The 20,668-nt window shown below is 53.2% G+C and carries 23 protein-coding genes; 7 read left to right on the top strand and 16 right to left on the bottom strand.

The genetic code is table 11. The features are described from left to right. Positions 1–3: 3 nt before the first annotated feature. The 7 genes from HUU59_09305 (at position 4) to HUU59_09275 (ending at position 5,794) form a co-directional block, all read left to right on the top strand. On the top strand, positions 4–1,206 hold the full coding sequence (locus HUU59_09305) for an outer membrane protein transport protein (protein NUO19630.1): 1,203 nt from the start codon (positions 4–6) through the stop codon (positions 1,204–1,206). A gap of 20 nt (positions 1,207–1,226) precedes the next feature. Further along, positions 1,227–2,120 carry a hypothetical protein gene (locus tag HUU59_09300; protein ID NUO19629.1) on the top strand — a complete coding sequence of 298 codons (894 nt, stop codon included), beginning with the start codon at positions 1,227–1,229 and terminating at the stop codon, positions 2,118–2,120. A 1-nt stretch (position 2,121) separates the two neighbouring features. Further along, a complete protein-coding gene (locus HUU59_09295; protein NUO19628.1) occupies positions 2,122–3,120 on the top strand; it encodes an HD domain-containing protein in 999 nt (332 codons plus the stop codon). Beyond that, complete coding sequence (locus HUU59_09290; protein ID NUO19627.1) at positions 3,117–3,413, top strand: hypothetical protein; 297 nt, start codon at positions 3,117–3,119, stop codon at positions 3,411–3,413. Before HUU59_09295 ends, HUU59_09290 begins: the two co-directional genes overlap by 4 nt. Before the next feature lie 83 nt (positions 3,414–3,496). After that, the gene (eno, locus tag HUU59_09285) at positions 3,497–4,774 is read left to right on the top strand and encodes a phosphopyruvate hydratase (protein ID NUO19626.1); all 1,278 of its coding nucleotides are present in this window, start codon (positions 3,497–3,499) and stop codon (positions 4,772–4,774) included. Between the two features lie 5 nt (positions 4,775–4,779). Then, complete coding sequence (locus HUU59_09280; protein NUO19625.1) at positions 4,780–5,100, top strand: septum formation initiator family protein; 321 nt, start codon at positions 4,780–4,782, stop codon at positions 5,098–5,100. A 40-nt stretch (positions 5,101–5,140) separates the two neighbouring features. Next, a complete protein-coding gene (locus tag HUU59_09275) occupies positions 5,141–5,794 on the top strand; it encodes a DUF502 domain-containing protein (GenBank protein NUO19624.1) in 654 nt (217 codons plus the stop codon). 50 nt (positions 5,795–5,844) lie between these two features. Here HUU59_09275 and HUU59_09270 read toward each other — a convergent pair whose 3' ends face one another. From HUU59_09270 to HUU59_09195, 16 genes are all read right to left on the bottom strand, one after another. Continuing rightward, positions 5,845–6,924, bottom strand: coding sequence for an AI-2E family transporter (locus HUU59_09270; protein NUO19623.1), 1,080 nt, complete (start codon positions 6,922–6,924; stop codon positions 5,845–5,847). Between the two features lie 77 nt (positions 6,925–7,001). Continuing rightward, the gene (gene ybgF / locus HUU59_09265) at positions 7,002–7,730 is read right to left on the bottom strand and encodes a tol-pal system protein YbgF (protein ID NUO19622.1); all 729 of its coding nucleotides are present in this window, start codon (positions 7,728–7,730) and stop codon (positions 7,002–7,004) included. Between the two features lie 9 nt (positions 7,731–7,739). Then, positions 7,740–8,267: a peptidoglycan-associated lipoprotein Pal gene (gene pal, locus HUU59_09260; GenBank protein NUO19621.1), complete on the bottom strand. Its 528-nt coding sequence runs from the start codon at positions 8,265–8,267 to the stop codon at positions 7,740–7,742. Between the two features lie 40 nt (positions 8,268–8,307). Further along, the gene (locus tag HUU59_09255; GenBank protein NUO19620.1) at positions 8,308–9,639 is read right to left on the bottom strand and encodes a PD40 domain-containing protein; all 1,332 of its coding nucleotides are present in this window, start codon (positions 9,637–9,639) and stop codon (positions 8,308–8,310) included. Beyond that, positions 9,605–10,240, bottom strand: a complete 636-nt coding sequence (locus HUU59_09250; GenBank protein ID NUO19619.1) for a TonB family protein — start codon at positions 10,238–10,240, stop codon at positions 9,605–9,607. Before HUU59_09250 ends, HUU59_09255 begins: the two co-directional genes overlap by 35 nt. 5 nt (positions 10,241–10,245) lie before the next feature. Next, on the bottom strand, positions 10,246–10,719 hold the full coding sequence (locus HUU59_09245) for an ExbD/TolR family protein (protein NUO19618.1): 474 nt from the start codon (positions 10,717–10,719) through the stop codon (positions 10,246–10,248). A gap of 1 nt (position 10,720) precedes the next feature. Continuing rightward, positions 10,721–11,413 carry a MotA/TolQ/ExbB proton channel family protein gene (locus tag HUU59_09240; protein ID NUO19617.1) on the bottom strand — a complete coding sequence of 231 codons (693 nt, stop codon included), beginning with the start codon at positions 11,411–11,413 and terminating at the stop codon, positions 10,721–10,723. Positions 11,414–11,545: 132 nt separating this feature from the next. Next, positions 11,546–11,818, bottom strand: a complete 273-nt coding sequence (locus tag HUU59_09235; protein ID NUO19616.1) for a DUF2480 family protein — start codon at positions 11,816–11,818, stop codon at positions 11,546–11,548. A 10-nt stretch (positions 11,819–11,828) separates the two neighbouring features. Beyond that, positions 11,829–12,164, bottom strand: a complete 336-nt coding sequence (locus tag HUU59_09230; protein ID NUO19615.1) for a hypothetical protein — start codon at positions 12,162–12,164, stop codon at positions 11,829–11,831. Between the two features lie 86 nt (positions 12,165–12,250). Next, the gene (gene erpA, locus HUU59_09225) at positions 12,251–12,574 is read right to left on the bottom strand and encodes an iron-sulfur cluster insertion protein ErpA (GenBank protein ID NUO19614.1); all 324 of its coding nucleotides are present in this window, start codon (positions 12,572–12,574) and stop codon (positions 12,251–12,253) included. Positions 12,575–12,634: 60 nt separating this feature from the next. Continuing rightward, positions 12,635–13,543 carry a lipoyl synthase gene (gene lipA, locus HUU59_09220; protein ID NUO19613.1) on the bottom strand — a complete coding sequence of 303 codons (909 nt, stop codon included), beginning with the start codon at positions 13,541–13,543 and terminating at the stop codon, positions 12,635–12,637. Positions 13,544–13,548: 5 nt separating this feature from the next. Next, positions 13,549–15,090, bottom strand: coding sequence for an exo-alpha-sialidase (locus HUU59_09215; GenBank protein NUO19612.1), 1,542 nt, complete (start codon positions 15,088–15,090; stop codon positions 13,549–13,551). Between the two features lie 88 nt (positions 15,091–15,178). After that, on the bottom strand, positions 15,179–16,129 hold the full coding sequence (locus HUU59_09210; GenBank protein NUO19611.1) for a 4-hydroxy-3-methylbut-2-enyl diphosphate reductase: 951 nt from the start codon (positions 16,127–16,129) through the stop codon (positions 15,179–15,181). Beyond that, on the bottom strand, positions 16,126–18,078 hold the full coding sequence (locus HUU59_09205; protein NUO19610.1) for a 1-deoxy-D-xylulose-5-phosphate synthase: 1,953 nt from the start codon (positions 18,076–18,078) through the stop codon (positions 16,126–16,128). Before HUU59_09205 ends, HUU59_09210 begins: the two co-directional genes overlap by 4 nt. After that, entirely contained in the window at positions 18,075–19,814 is a 1,740-nt protein-coding gene (ccsA, locus tag HUU59_09200) for a cytochrome c biogenesis protein CcsA (GenBank protein NUO19609.1), read from the bottom strand. Before ccsA ends, HUU59_09205 begins: the two co-directional genes overlap by 4 nt. Further along, complete coding sequence (locus HUU59_09195; GenBank protein NUO19608.1) at positions 19,811–20,656, bottom strand: cytochrome c biogenesis protein ResB; 846 nt, start codon at positions 20,654–20,656, stop codon at positions 19,811–19,813. The genes ccsA and HUU59_09195 overlap by 4 nt, the downstream gene beginning before the upstream one ends. Between the last annotated feature and the right edge of the window lie 12 nt (positions 20,657–20,668).

Below are 20,668 nucleotides of genomic sequence, written 5' to 3'. Positions count from 1 at the left end.
ACAATGACACGATACATACTTCTCGCACAGCTTCTTGTCGCAAGTTTGGTTTTTGCACAGGATGAAATACCGGAACGTCTCTTGCTGACCGGAGGTCAGCAGCTTGGCTCGGGCGCTCGCGCGCTTGGCTTGGGCGGCACATATACGGGAATCGCAGATGACTTTTCGGCGATATGGTGGAATCCTGCGGGTTTGGCGCAGGTGAAACGCATTGAAGTACAGGGCACGCTATTGCGAACTGGATTTTCGAACGAGTCGAGTTATTTTGGCTTGAATCGTGAAGGCTCAACAGACGCGATGCGGCTGAACAACATCGGTGTGGTTTTTCCCGTGCCTGTTTATCAGGGTGCTTTGAGTTTTGCCTTTGGTTACTCGCAGGTAACGGATTTTGAACGCCGGACTCAGGTCGAGAGCGGTCAGGCCGGGCAGGATTGGGACAATTTCGATGAAGTAGAGAGCGGCAAGCTGGGCCAGTGGTCCTTTGCGACAGCCGTCGACATTTCGCCGAATTTGTCGGTTGGCGCTGGAATCAACTATTGGACGGGTTCAAGCGATTACTCATTACTTGGACAATACAATTCGACCGTTCAGACAGAACAGTCCATTTTCACGGACTTGGGCGGCTGGAATTTCAATCTGGGCGGACTTTATCGTCCGGGAAGAATGGTTCGAATCGGAGTTGCGACATCAACACCGTTTTCCATGAGTTTGAACGAGGAATGGGTGATTGACGGAGACGACGGTTATTTCGATTACAAAATGTCGTATCCTTGGATTTGGCGGATGGGAGCAAGTGTTGCGCCGGGCCGGTGGATGTTGGCGGGCGATATTGAGTATCGTGACTGGAAGTCGCTTGAGTTTCGCGGGGACACGCCGTATGAAGGAGTGACGCGCGCCGAGGGGAACCGCCAGATTCGGGAACGGTATGAGAGCACAACTCGAATATCGCTGGGCGGAGAGTATCTGTTTCCGGCGTACGGACTCCGGGGCAGACTGGGATACAGTATTGAGCCGTCGAATTTCAAGGACGCAGGTGAAGATGCCGACAAGGGAGTTCTTTCGCTTGGATTTGGCGTTCTGATTGACCGGTCTGTGATGTTGGACGCGACGTGGCGTACGGCCTCGTACACCGAAGAAGTGACCACGGGCTTGAAGGAAGATATTCGCAGTTCGCAGACTCTGCTGACGCTAAGTTACCGCATGTAATCCTCCGTACCACATTCTCAATGAAAATTTGGGGATTGCTATTGATTCTAACGACGACTGTGCTGGCTCAGCGGCCTGAAGGAGTTCTGCAAGGACAACCCTGGGCGCAGCGAGCTCAGGAGGCGATTGACGATGAGCGCTTCGATGAAGCGCTCGTTTTGTTGCGGGTGGATTTGAAGACTCCATCGGACTTTGCATGGCACGGCTATCTGTCGGGTCTGGCACGGATTGGACAGGGGAATTTGAACGAGGCGGAGACGGTGCTGCAACAGGCGGCGGCGAAATGCAAAGAGATTTCGGGAGCAGCGGAATCAGGACGATTGCTTTCGCGGATCGAACGCAAGCTCGGTTATATCGAGCGCAAACGAGGGGGATATGAGGAGTCGAGAAAAAGGCACTATGCCGCTCTGGAATTGGCGCAGCACTACGGCTCTGCCGAGGAAGAGCACGACTGTCTTATCAGCATAGACGTGGACTGCTACTATCTGATGGATTGGACGGAATCGGAGCGCGTACTGCGGGAAAGTCTCGAAGTTGCGGCACAGATAACAGAGCCGGTTACGAGAATTCGTGCACAAGCGACAAGCAGCAACAATCTGGCCGGAACTCTGGCCGAGCTGCATAATTTCGAGGAGGCTCAGGAGAAGGCGCAAGCGGCGCTTGCGGCATGGGAAGAGTGGGAGATGATGACCGGCGACACGAAGGAGTTTCGAGTTGGTTGGGCGCATTATGGTTTGGCAATGGTCTTTCTGAAATGGGCGGAGAATCTGTCTGCCGTGGATCCGCTCGAAGCGTCGAACAAACGTGGTATGGCGAAATATGAGCTGTTGATCGCCACCATGCTGGCGCGGGAATCGGGAAGACCACAGGAAGACTTGGATGAGATAAGCAGGCGACTAGCGGAGTGCGACTGAGATGGCCGTGACGCTTGCGACAACCCCGGACCTGAAAGCAGTTCGTGAATACTCGGCCAACGATCAGGTGCAGGGTTTCTACTTGCTGACCAAGATCGAGACTCGCAACAAGAAGAACGGCGAGCCATTTCTTGTAGTCGAGCTCGCGGACGCAAGCGGGAAAATTGAGGCCAAGCAGTGGGATAATTTCAGTGATGCGCTTGGGTCGCTGCGGGCCGGCGATGCAGTCTATGTGGATGGCAGGGTTGATTTCTACATGAAGACTCCAAGCCTCACTCTGTCACAGATTCGCAAGGCGAGCGAGCAGGAAGTTCCTGATAAGAGAAGTTTTCTGCCTCACTCGGCTCTTTCTCCGAACCGGGCGAGCGAACTGCTCAACGAACAGATTGATTCGGTCAAAGACGAATCGTTGAACAGGCTTCTGCATTTGGTGTTTGACGACCACGAGTTGAGGAGCAAGTTTCTGGAGACGCCGGGCGGCAAGAACTGGCATCATTCAACAGTGGGAGGCCTTGTCGAGCATACGCTGTCCATGGTGAAACTGGCCGGACAAATGGCGGAACATTATCCGCAGTTGCACCGTGATTTGCTGATTACCGGAACACTGCTTCACGATATCGGCAAGGTGGTCGAGTTGACGTTTGAACCCGCGCTTGATTACACAAGCGATGGCAGGCTGCTTGGGCACATCACAGTGGGTACTCTGCTGGTGGAAGAGAAGATTAGAGCGATAGAGAATTTTCCGGCAGAAATGCGCAAGCAGTTGCTGCATCTGATATTGTCGCATCAGGGAGACGGGGATAAGGGCTCGCCTGTGAAGCCGATGACGCTGGAGGCGCTGGTGTTGCACTACCTCGATGAGCTTGACAGTCGGGTTAACGCCTTTGAACAAGTAAGGGCGAAGACGCCGGATATGCAGGAGTTTTCGGACTATCAACGGCTGATGGAAAGGTTTTTCTATTTCCGATCGGCGGATGAATCAGAAAGGGGAGAGCAATGAGCGACCAAGTCAAGTCTTATACAAATTGGAAGTCGCTGCCGCCGCTTGGAGGGGGTGTTTGGGTGGCCATGGTAACGGAAGTACTTGACAATGAGGAGATTCCGAACATCGTCAAGACGGATTTGGCAAGTGGTGGACTGGGGGTGGTGACAGGAACAGAGACGCTCGGAAAGGCGTGGCGGATACAGGTTCCGGAGGAGTACTATACACGGGCCTTGGAGATTCACGACTCAATTTTGGGAGGGGACCATACAAGTGAGCCGGCCGAGGAGGTTGACGACCCGTCGCTGTAGGGGTTGAGTAAGTTTGGCGGTTGCACCTTCGGTTCAGCCTTCGTATATTCAGGTTACCCTATTATTTTACAAAAATAAAGAACATGTCTGAGATATCCAGTATTTATGCGCGCGAAGTTTTGGATTCGCGCGGCAATCCGACAGTTGAAGTGGAAATTGCACTCGAAGACGGCTCGTTTGGCCGGGCGATTGTCCCTTCCGGCGCTTCTACAGGTGAACGTGAGGCGCTTGAGTTGCGGGATGGAGACGAGAATCGTTACCTCGGCAAGGGCGTGCTCGATGCTGTTGCCAAGGTAAATGACAAGATAGCCGAAGAGCTGATCGGGATGGACGCCATTTACCAGCAGGAAGTGGATGCGGCTTTGATTGAATTGGACGGGACTCCGAACAAAGAGAAGCTTGGTGCAAACGCAATACTAGCGGTCAGTCTGGCGAATGCTCGCGCGGCGGCTGATTCGGTGAACTTGCCGCTCTATATGTATCTGGGCGGTGTGAGTGCGAAGATTCTTCCGGTACCGTTCATGAATGTCATCAACGGCGGAGCTCATGCTGACAATCCGCTCGATTTTCAGGAGTTTATGATTGTTCCGCGCGGTTTTTCGCAGTTCAACGAGGCATTACGGGCGGGCGTGGAAACATTTCATCACTTGAAGAAAGTTCTGAAGAAGAAGGGGCACTCGACCAATGTCGGCGACGAGGGTGGATTTGCACCCAATTTGCAGTCACACCGCGAAGCGCTGGACGCAATATTGACGGCGATAGAGTCTGCGGGTTACAAGCCGGGCGAGCATATTTCCATTGCGCTGGATTGCGCCGCATCGGAGTTTCATGACCGGAAGAGCGGCAAATATGACTTGAAGTGTGAAGGCAAGGTGCTTTCCGCTGCCGAAATGACGGATTACTATGCGCAGCTGTGCAAGGATTATCCGATTCTTTCCATCGAAGACGGTTTGGGGGAAAGCGACTGGGACGGCTGGAAACATTTGACCAAAACTCTTGGCAAGCAGATTCAATTGGTCGGCGACGATATCTTCGTGACACAGGTGCCGATTTTGGCCAAGGGAATTCAGCAGAACGTGGCGAACTCCATTCTCATCAAGGTGAATCAAGTAGGGACGTTGTCTGAAACGATGGATGCAATAGACCTGGCACGTCGTCACGCCTATTCGCAGATGGTTTCTCATCGCAGCGGCGAGACGGAAGACACGACGATTGCCGACCTTGCAGTGGCCTGCGGCTGTGGTATGATAAAGACCGGAAGCGCGTCACGTACCGACCGCATGGCAAAATACAATCAACTTTTGCGCATTGAAGACGACCTGGGCGACGAAGCGGTCTTTTTCGGCGCGATGTGGAAGTAAGTAGAATGGCGAACTGGGCGAAAATACGCAAGGTGTCATGGTACTCGGTGCTTGGCTTATCCGTTATCGCCTTTTCAGTTTGGTTTTACTTTGGCGAAGGCGGAGTTCGCGAGGCGAACCGGCTCAGAGACACTTATCATCGTCAGCAACAGGAGATTGCTGCGCGCGAGCTTCAGAAGGCGGAGTTAAGCAGATATCTTGAAGCCGTCCGGCGCGGTGACGAGGCGGCGCTTGAACTTGCCGCACGGCAATACGGCCTTGTGGGCGAACGAGAGTACTTGTGGAAGATTGTACCTACACCGGCTGAACCAGTAACCGGTAACTAAAACGTGGCGCCCGTGAACAAACTTCACGGGCGCATTCTCTATGTCGACAACTGAACCTACCAGACTTCCGGAATCCAAGGCCAAACGGTTTCGCCGCGCCTTTACGACAGGACTGTTTTTTCTCGCTCCAATTTGGCTGACAGGCTACATCATTCTGCTCATAGTCAAACTGCTTGGCGGCGTGCTGTCTCCGTATGTGAAGTACGGAGCTGCTGAGATTCTCCAGCTTGAGGAAAAGTCGAAGCTTGTCGAATTGCTGTCGGATGTCGTGGCGTTCACGCTCACGGTGCTGTTGATTGCACTGATAGGTCTGATTGTTCAGCGAGTTCTCGGGCAGAGACTGTTTTCACTTGTCGACAGATTGCTGAATCGAATTCCGCTGGTGAGCGACATTTACGGATCGGTACGGAAGTTTCTTGAAGCCTTTTTCGGAGACAAGAAGAGCTTTCGCGGCGTTGTCGCGACGAAGTTTCCGAATGATACGTCCTGGGCCGTCGGTTTTGTGACAGGAGAAAGCACTTTGATTGGGGAAGAGCGATACTTGCACATTTTTGTACCTACGACTCCAAACCCAACGTCAGGCTTTCTGTTCTTTGTAGCCGAAAAGGAGACTAAGAAACTCGACCTCAGTACGGACGAAGCGTTTCGTCTTATCGTATCAGGCGGTACGATTTTCCCGGAACGGTTTGAGTAAATGTGCGCGAATCACAATTGAAACGCCCGGTCATTGCCGGGCGTTTTTTTTTAAGCTTTAAGCTCGCGGTGCTGATTTTCTATATAGAATTCTGTCATTACACTCAGGAGTGACGCGATCACCGGTCCAACAAGGAAGCCCCAGAAACCGAATACGGCGATGCCGCCCAGTGTTGTAAGAAACACGATAAGCTCGTGAAGTTGAACGGCACGACCCACCAAGTACGGCCGAAGCAAATTGTCCACGTTGGCAAGAACTATCCAACTCCATAGCAACAGTCCGATTCCGAACCCGACTTTTCCGAATACAATGAGCAGAATTCCCGCGGGCAGCATAATAATCTGTGCACCAACGACCGGAATGACCGTCGCGAATATCAGGAGAACTGTCCAGAAAAACGGGGAGGGAATACCGCATATCCACATCGCAACTCCGCCCAGAATACCCTGCACGACTCCGATTACGCCAAGCGCTTTCAGAGAGGTGATGGATGTTTCAAAGAAACGGCCGAACAATTTGTCCGTTTCAGCGTCATCAAGCGGCAACAGCTTTTTGAGCCACGCTACAAATTTCTCACCGTCAAGGTAGAGAAAGAACAAGGTGTAAAGCATGACGAAAACTTGAAGAAAGGCACTTGCAACTCCACCTGCGGTCTTTTGCATCGCGGTCACAAGGTATTCCGCGGCGGTGCCGGAGAATTCCTGCAGTTTGTTGACAATCAGGTCGATATCAATGGAGTATCCGAAGATGCTCGGATTGTCGCCGGCTGAGAAGCGGCTGATGAACTCTTGTATTCGCGGCTTGAGATGATTGAAAAACTCAATACCCTGTCCCGTCAGCTTGACGGCATCATTGACCATGAGCGAAAGAATCGAGATCACGGGACCAATCACAAGCACGAGCAAAGTAAGCACGGAGAGCGAGGCGGCAAGTGTTGACCTGTCTTTGGTCCATTTCCGGAATCTTTCAAACATCCCGCGCGAAATTGCCCACAGGATAAACCCTCCGACAACACCAAGCAGCAGCGAAGAGACGACATACAGAAACAGCCCCATCAGAGCAAGCATCAGTATGGCAATGAAGCGCTTTCTCAGAACGCTGTTGGCCTTGTCAGGAGTAATTTCAGTCATGTCGGAAAATCATAGCTAATAAGTCGCCCCGTCTGAAATCAGACGGGGCGAAAGTCAACTCAATGGGAGTCAGCCCATCACCGGCCAAGCTCGTTCAAGCGCTGCTGTGCAACCTTGGCTTCGTCACTATTTGGAAAATCGCGAAGGAGCTGATTCCAAACGGTGCGCGCATCCTGCGGTCTTGCGAGCTGTCTGTAGCACAGTCCAAGTTTGAGCATAGCGGCTGGAGCCTTCCAGCCCATGGGGTCCATATCGAGCACACGTGAATACTCAGCCGCAGCTTCCTCAAACAACTTGCGGGCGTAGAATGTTTCGGCCAAACCATAACGCGCATCATCAGCCAACTCGGAGCGCGGGTTCTTCGACAGAAAGGACAAGAAGCCCACTTCTGCGAGGTCGTAGTTTCCGAGACTAAGATCCTGCATCGCCGCGTCATACACATCCACACCCATTGCGGGTTCAGGACCTGTAGTGGTGTTTCCTCCTTGGCCGCGCAGGAATTCCTCCAGGGGAGCGAGCGATCGGTCAAGACGGACAAGGATTTCGTCCAGCCGCGAGGCAAGCGTTTCGACCCGGTCCTGCAAATCAGACGAGCCGTATTCTGAGTTGGCACGCAGTTCACGCATGTCGTTGGAGAGCTGATTGAGCTGCTCCTCGATGCTCATTTGTGAGAACGCGAGCGAGTCCACGCGCTGGCGAATATAGCGCGAATCCTCCTTGAAGCCAACAATTTCATTTCGGGTCGCACACCCGGAAAGTGCGACTAACAAAGCGGGCGCAAGGAAGATAAAGTGAAGTTTCTTCACAAACGATGATTAGTTCGTAGCGACACGAAATTCAGCACGGCGATTGCGTGACCACGAGGTCTCAGTGTGACCGGGGTCTGCCGGGCGCTCTTCGCCGTAGCTAATCGTGCGAATGCGTGCAGAGGCGATACCTTCGGCTTCGAGTGCGCGCTGTGCGGCGCGGGCACGGCGTTCACCGAGAGCGAGGTTATACTCGTTGGTGCCGCGTTCGTCACAATGGCCTTCAATCGTAACCGTCCAATCCGTCCACTTGCGCAGAATATCGGCGTTGTTCCGAATTGCCTCTCGACCTTCGGGGCGGATTTCCGCGCGGTCATACTCAAAATAGACGACTTGAATCAGAGCGAGGTCACGTTCCATTTCGCTGCGAGTGTCCCCGGTCATTTCCTCTTCGGTTGTCGGGGCAACTTCTTCAATCTGCTGCTCAACAGGCCGTGCGGTTTCTTTTGGCATCTTCTTCTTGCAGCCGGGGGCAACAGCCAGCGCTGCAATAAGCATGATGAGAATAGTAAGCAAACCAAGTTTCTGCGTTTTCATGTTCTCTCCTGCGAGGGAAATAAGTATAAATAGAGAATTCTTATGGTGAAACAAAGGGAACCACGGGTCCCCATTGCGGTTGTGAGGCTTCAAGACCAAAAGTGAGCTGGCGCGCATTGCTGCCATCCCAGTTCATCGTCCAGATGGAAGTCCTGCCTTCAATCGTGGATGTAAAGACCAGTTTCATTCCATCGGGTGACCACGAACAATCGAACTTGTTTCCTCCGTCTGTCAGCCTTCGTTCACGTCCGCCCGAAGGCTGTACCGTAAAGACCTGGAACTTAGGATAGGCATCGCTTTCACGGCTGCAGAATGCAATCAAGTCGCCGCGGGGAGACCATCGTGCTGTTTCGTTGTAGACACCCGAATGAGTCAGTCTCCGCACGTTGATTCCATCGAAGTCCATGATGAAAATGTGCGGCTGTCCGGAACGATCGGACGTGAAGACGATTTCGCGACCGGTCGGCGACCATGACGGTGACGTGTCGTCACGACCGTTAAAAGTCAACTGGGTTTTCTGCGTACCGTCGGGGCGAATACGATAGATTTCAAAATTGCCGGATTCGCTCGACCCATAGGCGACCCACTGTCCGTCGAGAGAAACCGACGGCGCGCTGTCGGTACGAGGCGTCTGAATGAAAGGTCGAACCTTGCCAGTCTCGAGATCATAGCGATAGATGTCTGCATCACCGTTACGGAACGACGTGAAGTATATGGTTTTTCCATCCGGCGCCCACGTCGGCGACATGTTCAAAGTCTGGTCACGTGTCAGGCTGCGAGCGTTGGCACCATCCCAATCCATGAGCCAGAGGTCCTTGTTCTGACCTGTCTTGACGACAAACGCAATTCTGGTCAGAAAGGAGCCTTCTTCCCCCGTCAGCATGCGGGTTATCCAGGCCGCAATTTCGTGGGCCGCGTCACGCACCTTGTCGGACTGGAACGTGAAATCGGAAATATGAATCGGGTCGCGCAGTGGTGGTTGGAAAATGGCGATCGAAGCCACCGACTTATCCCACTTGACCGAAACCGTGCCGCGAATTCTGGCCGCACTTGAACCTGTGAAGGTCATCAGCGTGTCAAACGTTCCTCCGACCTTCTTGACTTGAATGGTCGTGTCGGGCGGCAGATCTGACGGATCGATGACATTAAAGAACCCTGAGTAGGACAGGTCGCCCTTGATTAAATCTGACAATTGCCTCGGCAATTCGCCAATAAAGGCGCCATCACCGTCGGCAGTAAAGGGATAGACGACAACATCGAGTCTGCCAACGGAAGCAGTCTCGGTGCGCAGCGTAATTTGAGCAAGGCTCGCGCACGCTGACAGGAGAATGCAGAGACTAAGAACGCGCGCTCGGATTGACAACAAATTCAAAATTAATTCCTAATTCACCCTGATCATACTGCGGCGGCAGCGGCGGAAATTTTCCCGCAGCCCTCACCGCGCGTTCGGCGGCCTGATCGATTAACAAATTTTTCGAGGATTGAACCATCGTGATCGAAGACACCGTTCCATCACGCAGAATGACAAATCCAACAGTAGCCATTGTTCCAGCTCTTACGCCGGGCGGCGGGCGAAAATTACGTTCAATCTTGGACTGAATCAGTGCGAGATAGAAGTCGTAATCGAAACCGGGATTCTGCAGCTTCAGAGTACCGGCTTCACCAACAAGCTCTTTAGGCACCGGGTCACTCGAACGAACTTTTTTTTCTTTCGGAGGCTCGGGCTTTTTCTCTTCCTTGACCTTTTTCTTCGGCTCCTTCTTGGGAGTCTCGAGTGGCTTTTGAGTTTCCGGGACCTTGATGTCCTCGGCAATCTTGCTGGATTGTACGGGAACAGGTTTGGGTCGAATCAGTCTGACATTGGTGACATCCGGCAGCGGCCGTTTTACCTCAGTCTTGGCATAGCTTGCAACGATCAGCACCACAAGAAAAGCCGCGTGAAGCACGAGAGAGCCGATAAACGACTTCTTCATGAGCACTATCCCCGTCGGCCGGTCTGCGACTGCATCGGGTCGGCTACGAGACCGAGATCCGTGACTCCTACCTGCCGCAGCACATCTATCACGTGGAGAACTTTTTGGTAGGGAACTTCCTTGTCGGCCTGCAGGAAGACAGGTTCCTTGGACGCTCCATAAGTTTGCTCGAAGGCTATATCAAAGCTTGACTCGTCGACCTTGGTCTGGTCAATCAGGATCGAGCCGTCTTTCTTGACTGTAATCGTGATCCCCTCGTCGCTTTTCGACTCTGCCGTCGATGCCTGGGGTACGGCAACATCAACGGAGTTTTTCAGCATTGGAGCCGCAACCATGAAAATGATCAGCAGCACGAGCGTCACATCCACAAGCGCCGTGATGTTAATATCGGCCAGAGGTCTGTAGCTGATCTTGGTCAGCTGTCTTCCTCTGCCCTTTGCGGTGCGGTGCTCTTGCGGCAATCCTCCGGCGCCGGCCACTTCAGCTCACCACCGAACGGTTGCCGGTCACAGCCGTGCGCTTCAGCAATTGACGGTCAACCGCGAAGGCCAAATCATCCCCGAACGCTTCGGCTTTCTCCGCCTCTTTGCGCAGCCAATTCGAGAAGAAGTTGTAGGCAATCAGCGCAGGAATGGCAACGAAGAGTCCGAGTGCAGTTGCCACAAGTGCCTCTGCAATGCCGGGTGCGACCACCGCAATGCTGGCATTGCCCCAGATTCCGATTCGCTGAAAAGCGGAGATGATTCCCCAGACGGTTCCGAGCAGTCCAAGGAACGGGGCCGCAGCCGAACAGGTTGCCAGGAACGGCAGAAATCGTTCTGCACGGTTGAGGTGATGCGCCGCAGCACGGGCATATTCACGAGCGACCAGTTCTCCGTCCAGGTCATCCGGCAAACCACGGTCGAACAGTTCGCGATGGGCGTACATGTAAGCCCGGGCCGGAAAGGCGCTTCCGTAGCGGCGTGCCTCGCTAAACAGACTGCGCGGCTCGAAGTGCTTCCAGTTGTAGCCTTCAAAGCCCTTTGAGTCCTTGCGCACACGCATCCACATGACAACTTTGTCCAGAATTACTGTCCACGAAAGCACGGACATAATGGCCAGAATCAGCAGGACGAATTTGGCAAAAGGCGATGCTACAGTCAGCAACTGCCAAATACTCTCGTTACCGCCCATAGTGCAAACCTTTGTTCATCCTAAAGCTAAATTCCCAATTTGTCCCCGACATGCCATGGCCTACTTCATAAAATACAAATATATGAAAAACCTTAAGGAATGTCAAGAAAAATCGGTTTTAGGTTGTTCATTTTATAACGACTTAGCTTCAGGCCGCATGGTCTGTGAGAGGACGACTGGAGAGCACGGCTCGCCGAACGAAAGAACACCTGCCACTGGGGACAGTTTTGCGACAGCCATGAGATAGACCCAAATTGGCACTTCTTGCCCGTGAATCCAGGGAATCATAACCGGTTTGCCCCGGTATTCGTCCAGATTAATAGAGTTCAGCTTCTGGCGATAGTCACTTTCACGAACAATGCCTCCATCCAGCAGGTCTTCAAGGGGGAATCTGATAAGTTCCAATGTTGTTTATTTAAGCTTGACGAATGAGCCGCAAAGTGAATTCACGGTCACTAAGTTTCTCGATACGTATGGTGTCTCCGACGGACAGGTTATGTTCAGTTGTGAAGCGGGTCCAGCCATGCAGTTTCGAGCGGTTACGAAGCTGCATTTTCGAGCGGTCGATATCCGTTTCTATTGTGAACCCTAAGTCCGTCCGAAGTTTAATGGGAATACCTGGAGAGCCGTCTGCCTTTGAGACGGCATCCCGTGGAAAAAGTTCCAGAAAATCGAAGACATTCAGGTATCTTTCCATAAACCAAAGGTTTTCCTCGGTTACAGGGATGTCGCAATAAGTCTTGGAGGTCATGGAAAGTCAAAACGGGCCGGTTAAGGCCCGCCGAATAATGTTCCAAGCGAGGCAAGTGCGGTCACCTGCCAACGCCCGAGGTTGAATCAGGCTGAGAAGGACTGCCCGCAACCGCAGGAGCGCTTGGCATTGGGGTTCTTGAATACGAAACCCGATCCGTTCAGACCGTCTTCGTAGTCAATTTCGGTCCCGTTCAGGTACAGGTAGCTCTTCATATCGCAAACCAGCTTGATGCCGTCCTGCTCAAAGACTTGATCGTCTTCCGAAAGTTGGTTATCGAAACCGAGCACATAGTTCATGCCGCTGCAGCCGCCGCCGCGCACGCCCATGCGAAGATTCCAATCGCTCTTCTGCTCCTGCTCCATGATGGCCTTGACCTTGGAGTGAGCAGTTCCTGACAGTGTAATCATGGTGTGATTCTCCGTTATCTGAAAATTGAATTAAGTAATCGAGAAAAAAATCCTGACGGTTCAAGCCCCGGCCAGTACACCGCTTCGCATCAGCTCCTCTTGCGTTTCAGCTTTGTAGCTCGAACGCACGAGAGGACCGCTTTCGACATATTTCAGTCCCAGCGACTGCCCCAGTTCCTTGTACTCGCGGAACTGGTCAGGGTGGACATATTCGATGACCGGCAAATGACGGCGGGAAGGCTGCATGTATTGTCCGATCGTCAGCAGGTCACAACCGGCGTCCACAAGGTCGCGCATGACCTCCTTGACCTCCTGCGGAGTTTCGCCGAGACCGACCATGATGCCGGACTTGACTACCATTCCGTGACGTTTTGCGCGGGCAAGCGTGTCCAGGCTGCGCCAGTATTTCGCCTGCGGCCTTACCTGCAGGTGCAAACGGGCAACGGTTTCCATGTTATGCGCATAGACAGCAGGACCGGCGTCACAAACGGTCTTTACGCACTCAGGCTTACCCTTGAAATCCGGAACGAGGACTTCCAAGCGCGTCGATGGAGATAACTCCTTGCAGAGGCGAATGGTTTCAGCAATGTGTCCGGCTCCGCAATCGTCAAGCTCATCCCGATCGACCGAGGTAATAACGATGTATTTCAGATTGAATTCGCGCAGGGCTTCGGCGACGCGGCGCGGCTCTTCTTTATCGAGTGGAAGAGGTTTGCCTGTCTTGACATTGCAGAACCCGCACGAGCGCGTGCAGATATCGCCCATAATCATGATTGTTGCCGTGCCGCGCGACCAGCATTCGGCCATATTGGGGCAGGCCGCCTCTTCACACACGGTGAAGAGTTTTTGTCCGTGAATCAGTTCGCGCACTCCATGGAATTTCTTGGTGTGGCCGATTTTGATTTTCAGCCACTCCGGCTTCCGCGGCGACGCAGGAGTTGTGTCGGTTAGTACGGGTAGGGCTTGCAAGCTAACTATTCTCCTACAGCTTTCACCACGTAGAATTTCTCTTCATTTGTGGAAAAAGCGCTAATATCTAACAAGAAGGTATCGGCGGTAGCGCCGACAAAAGTTGCGTATGGGCCTTCAGAACTTAGCGCGCTGTAAACTTCATAACTTGCCGCTTCAACGGGATTCCAGTCAAGGCGGGCATCATCACCCGCAACCGAAATGACTAAGCCCTCCGGCGCCGGTGGTCCAAGACGAAACCATGCGCTGTATCCATCGCCTGTGTCGTTGCGCGTGTCCACCCAGCCGTAGTAGAAGCCGCCGTCATGTCTGAACGTTGCACTATTGTAATCACCCAGAAAATTCGTGACCGTCGGATTCGATTGAACGGAGGAAAGCGGAAAACTCTGTTCAAACGTCACGCCGCCATCGGTTGAAATCGTCGCATAAGGCAAATACAGGCAGCCTGCGGGGTCATCGCGGCGATCAAGCCAGCCGATGCCCAAGTGACCTGTTTCCGGATGAACACTCATCCATTGCCACCATTGCCACGTTCCGACAGGGCCGTCGTCCACGCGAACCGGCGCGCTCCATGTGGCACCGCCGTCAGCAGAACTGCTGAGCATCACATCTGGATCGGTGCCGTTAAAGGTAACCCAGCAGACATAGATCCAGCCGTGACGCGGACCGCCGGAGATGTCGCACGCGATCATAGGGTAGGACGGCGTGCGGAACGTTCCGCATGGATTTACCTGACCCCACAAGTCCCAAATTTGTGACACCGTAACATCGGTGCCCCATGTAACGCCTCCATCAAGTGATTTATCAACCTTGATGCGAGCGGTCCAGTAGTCCACGAAGACCACATAAACTTCTCCATTTGGTCCGGTGGCAGGACAGGAGAATTGACAGGCATCCGACTCGGAAACACGGACGGGTGCGGAATAACTTGCGCCGCCGTTCCTCGAGTAGGACAAGAAAATCGGAGAGCCGCCAGCCGCATAGAATCTTGTCCACGACACATAATGTGAGTTCACATGTGGCGAACCCGGCGACAAGTCACAGCAGGCATAGGGCTTATCTTCAAAATCCGCACCCGGCGCATTGATGTGTTCGGCAATCGGCACAGGGTCTGACCAGCTTATGCCGCTGTCAACGGAAGATTGGACATACAGTCCTCCGTCATCCGTCGTACGGTCAAAGGAAATGTAATTCGCGTAGAGTCGCCCCGTGCGGTCAATTGCCGCAACCGGATCACCGGACGCCTCAAACACTCCGGCAGGGCCTCTCGTGACCAGGGCATCATAGAACGAGTAACCGCCGTCAATGCTGACATAGAATCCCCCGGACGCATCACCGTTGCGGTAGTCGTTGGAACCGCCCATGACCAGACGCGGGTTCTGAATCCACGACGCCATCGTGATTTCATTTTGTCGTCTGCCGATTGTGTCTTGATTCATACGGACATTCGGGCCGCTGTCATCGAGCGGATTGGATGTTGCCCGAAAGTCAATCGGCAGAACATCAACTACTGCGGAGCGCGGCACATTGGGCCGTTCAGCTGACATAACAATACTCAAAGAGCAGCATACCATCAATAATACAAACATCGTATAACCTCGTCAATTCAAAGAACCGTCAGTCGGCGGTCAGGTGCTAATTACACTCGCAATCATCCTTTGTCATTTTTTCAAGCTCGCTCTGCTGCTGCAGGGATTCCCAATCGGTTGTATCGCGGAGTACGTCGGCACCGGTGCGTTCGCCAATCATATCCCGCACCTTTTCCAGCAGCCAATGCGGTGTTGAAGCTGAGCCTGTGACTCCAATCGTGTCTCCATCACGGAACCACGAATATTCAAGATCGTTTTCATCGACGATGAGGTGTGCGCGGTTGTTCATGCGCTTGCACACACCATAGAGAGCCTTTGTGTTAGAGCTTTTCGTGCCGCCAACCATGATGATAACATCCACCTGAGTTGCGAATTGCTCCAAATCTCCATCGCGACCGACCACAAAGCGGCAAAGGGTGTTTTCAACTTGAACTTCGACATCGCGGGCGTAATCTCTGATCCACCCGATCCGCTCTTCAAACCACTCTTTCGAAACGGTCGTCTGAGCAAGGATGAAGACTTTCTTATTTGGATCGAGTTGCAGACAGTCTTCGCGTTCGTAAACCACGAACGCCCTGTTGTCGCAATGACCCTTGATGCCAATCGTTTCGGGATGGTAAGGTTTGCCGATAATGACGACCTGTTCGCCCGCTTCATAGTGCTTGCGAGCAATATTCTGCGAACGGGTCACCACGGGGCACGTCCCGTCAATCAACTCGACACCGAGTTCCTTTGCCTTGGCGTAGGTTTCAGGTGGTTCGCCATGTGCACGAATCAGAACCTTTTGCGGACGCTGTTCGGCGGCCATTCCGCCATGGTCAATGGAAGACAATCCGCTTTTCTCGAGGCGCGCAATTTCAACTTCGTTGTGAATGATGTCACCGAGCGACACCAGCGGAAGTCCGGTGTCACTCATCACTTTTTCGGCCATCTTGACAACGCGTCGTACGCCGCCGCAGAAGCCAGCCCGCGGATCAACCAGGACTCTCATACTCATCTTCCGCTGTCCTCAGTTTGACCGGTGCGCATGAGCATCGAAGCGGGCAACTCGGCCTGAATTAATCCGGCGATGGCCTCTGAAATATGGCGTGGTGACAGTCCTGCGATTTCGAGAAGCTGAGTACGCGTGCCGTGTTCGATATAGCTATCCGGCAAATGCATTGCATGGAACAGATGCTCATGGCCGTTGGACTTCAAATACAAAGCCACTTGCGAACCGAGCCCGCCGTACCCTGTGCCTTCTTCCAGCGTCAGCACCGCTTCATGCGTGTCGAGCAGTTGAGACAACAGGACTTCGTCAAAAGGCTTGATGAAGCGTGCATTGATCAAAGTAACATTGAACTCTTCGGCAGCAATGACTTTGCGCGCCGCTTCCACCATCGTTCCTGCGGCAAGGACACAAACTCGTTTGCCTTCACGCAGCATCTCCCAGCTTCCAACTTTCAGCAGAGCAGGTGATTCATCCCAATTAATATGATCGGGAGCCTTATCTCGCGGGTAGCGAATGCCGAAGGGCCCTTCAGCCCAATTCAAGCCGGTGTGGATTAGGTTGCGAAGCTCTTGTCCGTCGCGAGGAGCACATACCACCATACCGGGAATGGTAGTCAAATAACCGAAATCATAACAGCCATGATGTGTCGGGCCGTCTTCACCGACGAGGCCGCCTCTGTCCATGCAAAACAGGACGGGCAAATGCTGGATGCCGCAATCATGCAAAATATGGTCATAGGCACGCTGCAAGAAAGTTGAGTAAATAGCGGCGACAGGTTTTAATCCTTCGGCGGCCAATCCCGCGGCAAACGTGACGGCATGACCTTCTGCGATGCCTACGTCAAAGAACTGTTCAGGACATTCCTGCGAAAACTCGACAAGTCCGGTGCCTTCCTTCATCGCCGCGGTAATCACGCATACGCGTTTATCGCGCTTGGCCTCTTGAATCATTGCCTTGCCGAAAATGTTCATGTAAGCTTCGGTTTCCGGCTCGGGTTTCGCTTCGACCTTCGGCTCGACTTTGGCTGGTGCTTTCACCGCGTGCCATGTCACAGAATCCGCTTCTGCTACATCATAGCCTTTACCTTTTCTGGTCAGGAAATGAACCAGAACAGGGTGTTTGTGGTGGCTCTTGATGTTATTCAGAATTTCGACGGACTCCTTGATATTGTGTCCATCGAATGGTCCGAAATACTGGAACCCGAACTCTTCGAACAGCATTCCCGGCGAGACGAGGCTCTTCAGTGATGCTTCAAAGCGTCCGGCAAAGCTGCGCATCGTATCCTTGCCGACCGGAGACTTACCCATCATCTCCCACATCTCGTCCTTGATTTTGCCAAGCAGCGGATTGGTTTCCATTTTGGCCAGAAACTTTGGGACGGCACCCACGTTCGGCGAGATGGACATTCTGTTGTCATTCAGAATGATGGTAATGTCACGGCCTGAGTGTCCGGCGTTGTTTAGCGCTTCAAACGCAAGTCCGCCGGTCATGCCGCCGTCACCAATCACAGCGACGACGCTATGTTTTTCGCCTTTGATGTCGCGAGCTACGGCCATCCCGAATGCCGCTGAAAGCGACGTGGACGCATGGCCGGCTCCAAACGAATCAAACTCACTTTCATTGCGTTTCAGAAAGCCTGACAATCCCCCCTTGCGGCGGATAGTGCCAAGCTTGTCCCTTCGGCCGGTGAGAATCTTATGAATGTAACCCTGATGACCGACGTCCCACACGATCCGGTCTTCGGGCGTGTTGTAGACGTAGTGGAGGGCGGTAGTCAGTTCAACGACACCGAGCGATGCGGCCAAATGCCCGCCGACTGCGTTGATGGTGTCCCACAGATAGCGTCGAAGTTCGGTGCAGACAATCTCAAGCTCCTCAACATTCAACCTGCGCAATTCCGCCGGGGAATCAATACGCGAAAGAAGAGGATAGAGTTCGGCGTTGAAAGTACTCAAGAGTTGACTCCTGCGGGTTCCTGCGCAGCGCGCGGAACAGCCGTTGCCGGTGACGCAGGCGGCTGTTGTTTGTAGTTCATGTTGCCCCACTTTCCTTTCAGCTGCATGGCCACCCAACCGAGGAAGATCGCTTCAATAACGAGGTAAGCATAGGCTTCCCACGGAATACCCGGCGAGGAACCGGCGCCGTAGCTGTGCAGTCCGGAAAGGTAGAAGTTCACACCGTAATAAGTCATCACCACAACAGGAAATGCGGCTACCGAGACAAACGCAAGCCCTTTCCAGTTCAACCATCCCGCGCTGCGACCGTGCAGGAAGGCGATATAGACGAACCACGTAATCAACGCCCACGTTTCTTTCGGATCCCAGCCCCAGAAGCGTCCCCAGCTTGAGTCCGCCCAAACCGCGCCGAGCAGAATTCCGAAAATGAGAATGACGCATCCGACCTGCATCACATGCAAATTGGCCGACGCCATCTTTGCAAGTGTTGGGCTGATTTGCCCCTTTGACTTCACTGCGCCGATAAGGACAACATGGCCGATGACCATGGCAATGGCCAGACAGGCGTAACTCGTCAGAATCGTTATGACGTGATAGATGAGCCAGTAGCTCTGCAAAGCTGGAACGAGCGGATTGATGCCGCGGTCGAGATTCGCGTAATGCGCAAGCCAAAGCACAATTCCACCCATCAGCGAACCGGACAGGCCGAAAATCTTGTCTCTCCGGACGAGTTCGTAGATCAGTGCGATGATAACGAGCGACCAGCCGATAGCCATCAGCGATTCGTACATGTTTGACCACGGTGCGCGTCCGCCGATCATCCAGCGCATGATCATCCCGATTGAAAAGAACATCAATCCGCCGACCATACCAATCAGGGCGGATGATCGCATTCTGGCGAATCGCTGCGTGTAACTTAGAGCAAACAGCACTGCCGCGGCGAGCAGTAGAATCCGCGACCAGAAAAAGGGAGCGAGACTGTTAAAAGTCACTTCAAGGCTATTGTGGGCCTCGATCTCAGGTTGATTTGCCAGAAGTTTATGCTGCGTCTCGACAAAGAGATTCGCTGAAGTATTGAACATATCCGGGCGGTTGTCAAGCACGGAATGAAACATGCCTGCCCAGGCCAGACCGAAGGCGGACATTTCTTCACTAATCCCGACAGCATTCATCGAGTCACGCTCGAGCTTGGCCAGAAGTTCGGGCATGGACATCCATTCCTTTGTCTTGGCATCACCTTCCTGCGGCGGAACGAACGAAGGAAGTTCATGCTGGAACACGAGCGACAGCGTGTTCACTTTGTGCAGGATTTCGTTGGCCTTGCTTTGTGTGAACGTGAGCTTCTCGTTCGCCTTCTGTGCCTCTTGAGCCTCCATGACGATCTGCATCAGTCGCGGTTTGGAATGCAGCTCCTGAATTGAATACATGTTGCCGTGTCCGCCGGGTAGGTCGAGTTCGCGGCTCAAATCTCCTTTGGGCAAATAGATGAGCGGCATATCCGACCAGCGGCTGCCGTCAGCCATCCAGCGGAAATATGTCTCCACGGGATGCTGGCCTTCATATTTGTCACGGCCAGTAAGATCGGACACCAGCTCGCGTGCGAACGTGTCCAGTGGTTTCAGGCGGCCGCCGTCTTGCACGACGATTTGACCGGCGATCTTCCAGTCATAGTCTTCGGCATGTGCAAACGACAGCGAGAAAAGCAAAGCCGTGATCAGGAATGCGAACTTCTTCATGCGGGGATTCCCTCTTTGTTCGTGGGAGAATCGGCCATAAGCTCTTGTGTCATCTCCGTGTTTTCAGCAAGCGGCATTATCGGTCCGCGCGGTGCGGGCGGAAATTTCCTTTTCAGCCACGGCTTCAGAAAGATAATACCCGCCATGGAAAGTACAAGCAGGCTTCCCCCGACATACATGTAGGGAATGCCCGGGTCGTAGGATACACCAAGAACCGTTGCCTGTCTGCCGTCCGGCAGGTCAATCCACGATGCCTGGCTGATCTTGTAGCCTTTGTAAACGAGAGGATGATTCAAAATGACATCCCACTCGATCTTTTCGGGATTGCCGGGGTCATCCACAATTACATGCGATTTGAACAGGGAGGTCATGCCCGTGCCGGGATACATTACCTGTTCAAAAGCCACACAGTGAACTCCAAACGGGAGCTGCCGCTCTTCTCCGATTGTGGTTTCCCAATTCTCGAAGTCCAGCTGCTCCAGTCCGAAGCGGTTTTCGGTTTCACCCTCCAGAATGACCATTTGTCCTTGCAGTCCGAAGCGGTTCGTAATGAGCGACGCCGCCATAATCAGGAGCAGGGAAACGTGTGTGAGCAGCCACGGATATTGGTGAGGATAGTAGGGAGCCCGCCTGAGCGTGCAGCCGATGAGATTGAGTGCGAGCAGAACGGTCAAAACGTCAAACCACCAGGTGCGGTAAATTAGAATTCGCGCCGCACCATTGGAGTATACGGTTTCAATCCAGGTTCCGTAGGCCATTGCAATGCCGAAAATCAGCAGCAGAACAATGGTGAGTTTGACTGAAGAGAATATCAGCCAAATCCGATCAAGTATGTTTGTCAAGACACCAGTCCT

It is taken from the genome of bacterium, from assembly GCA_013360195.1.
GTDB lineage: Bacteria > Electryoneota > RPQS01 > RPQS01 > RPQS01 > JABWCQ01.
Note: the sequence above shows the minus strand (reverse complement) of the source record. Positions and strands in the feature narration are given on the sequence as shown.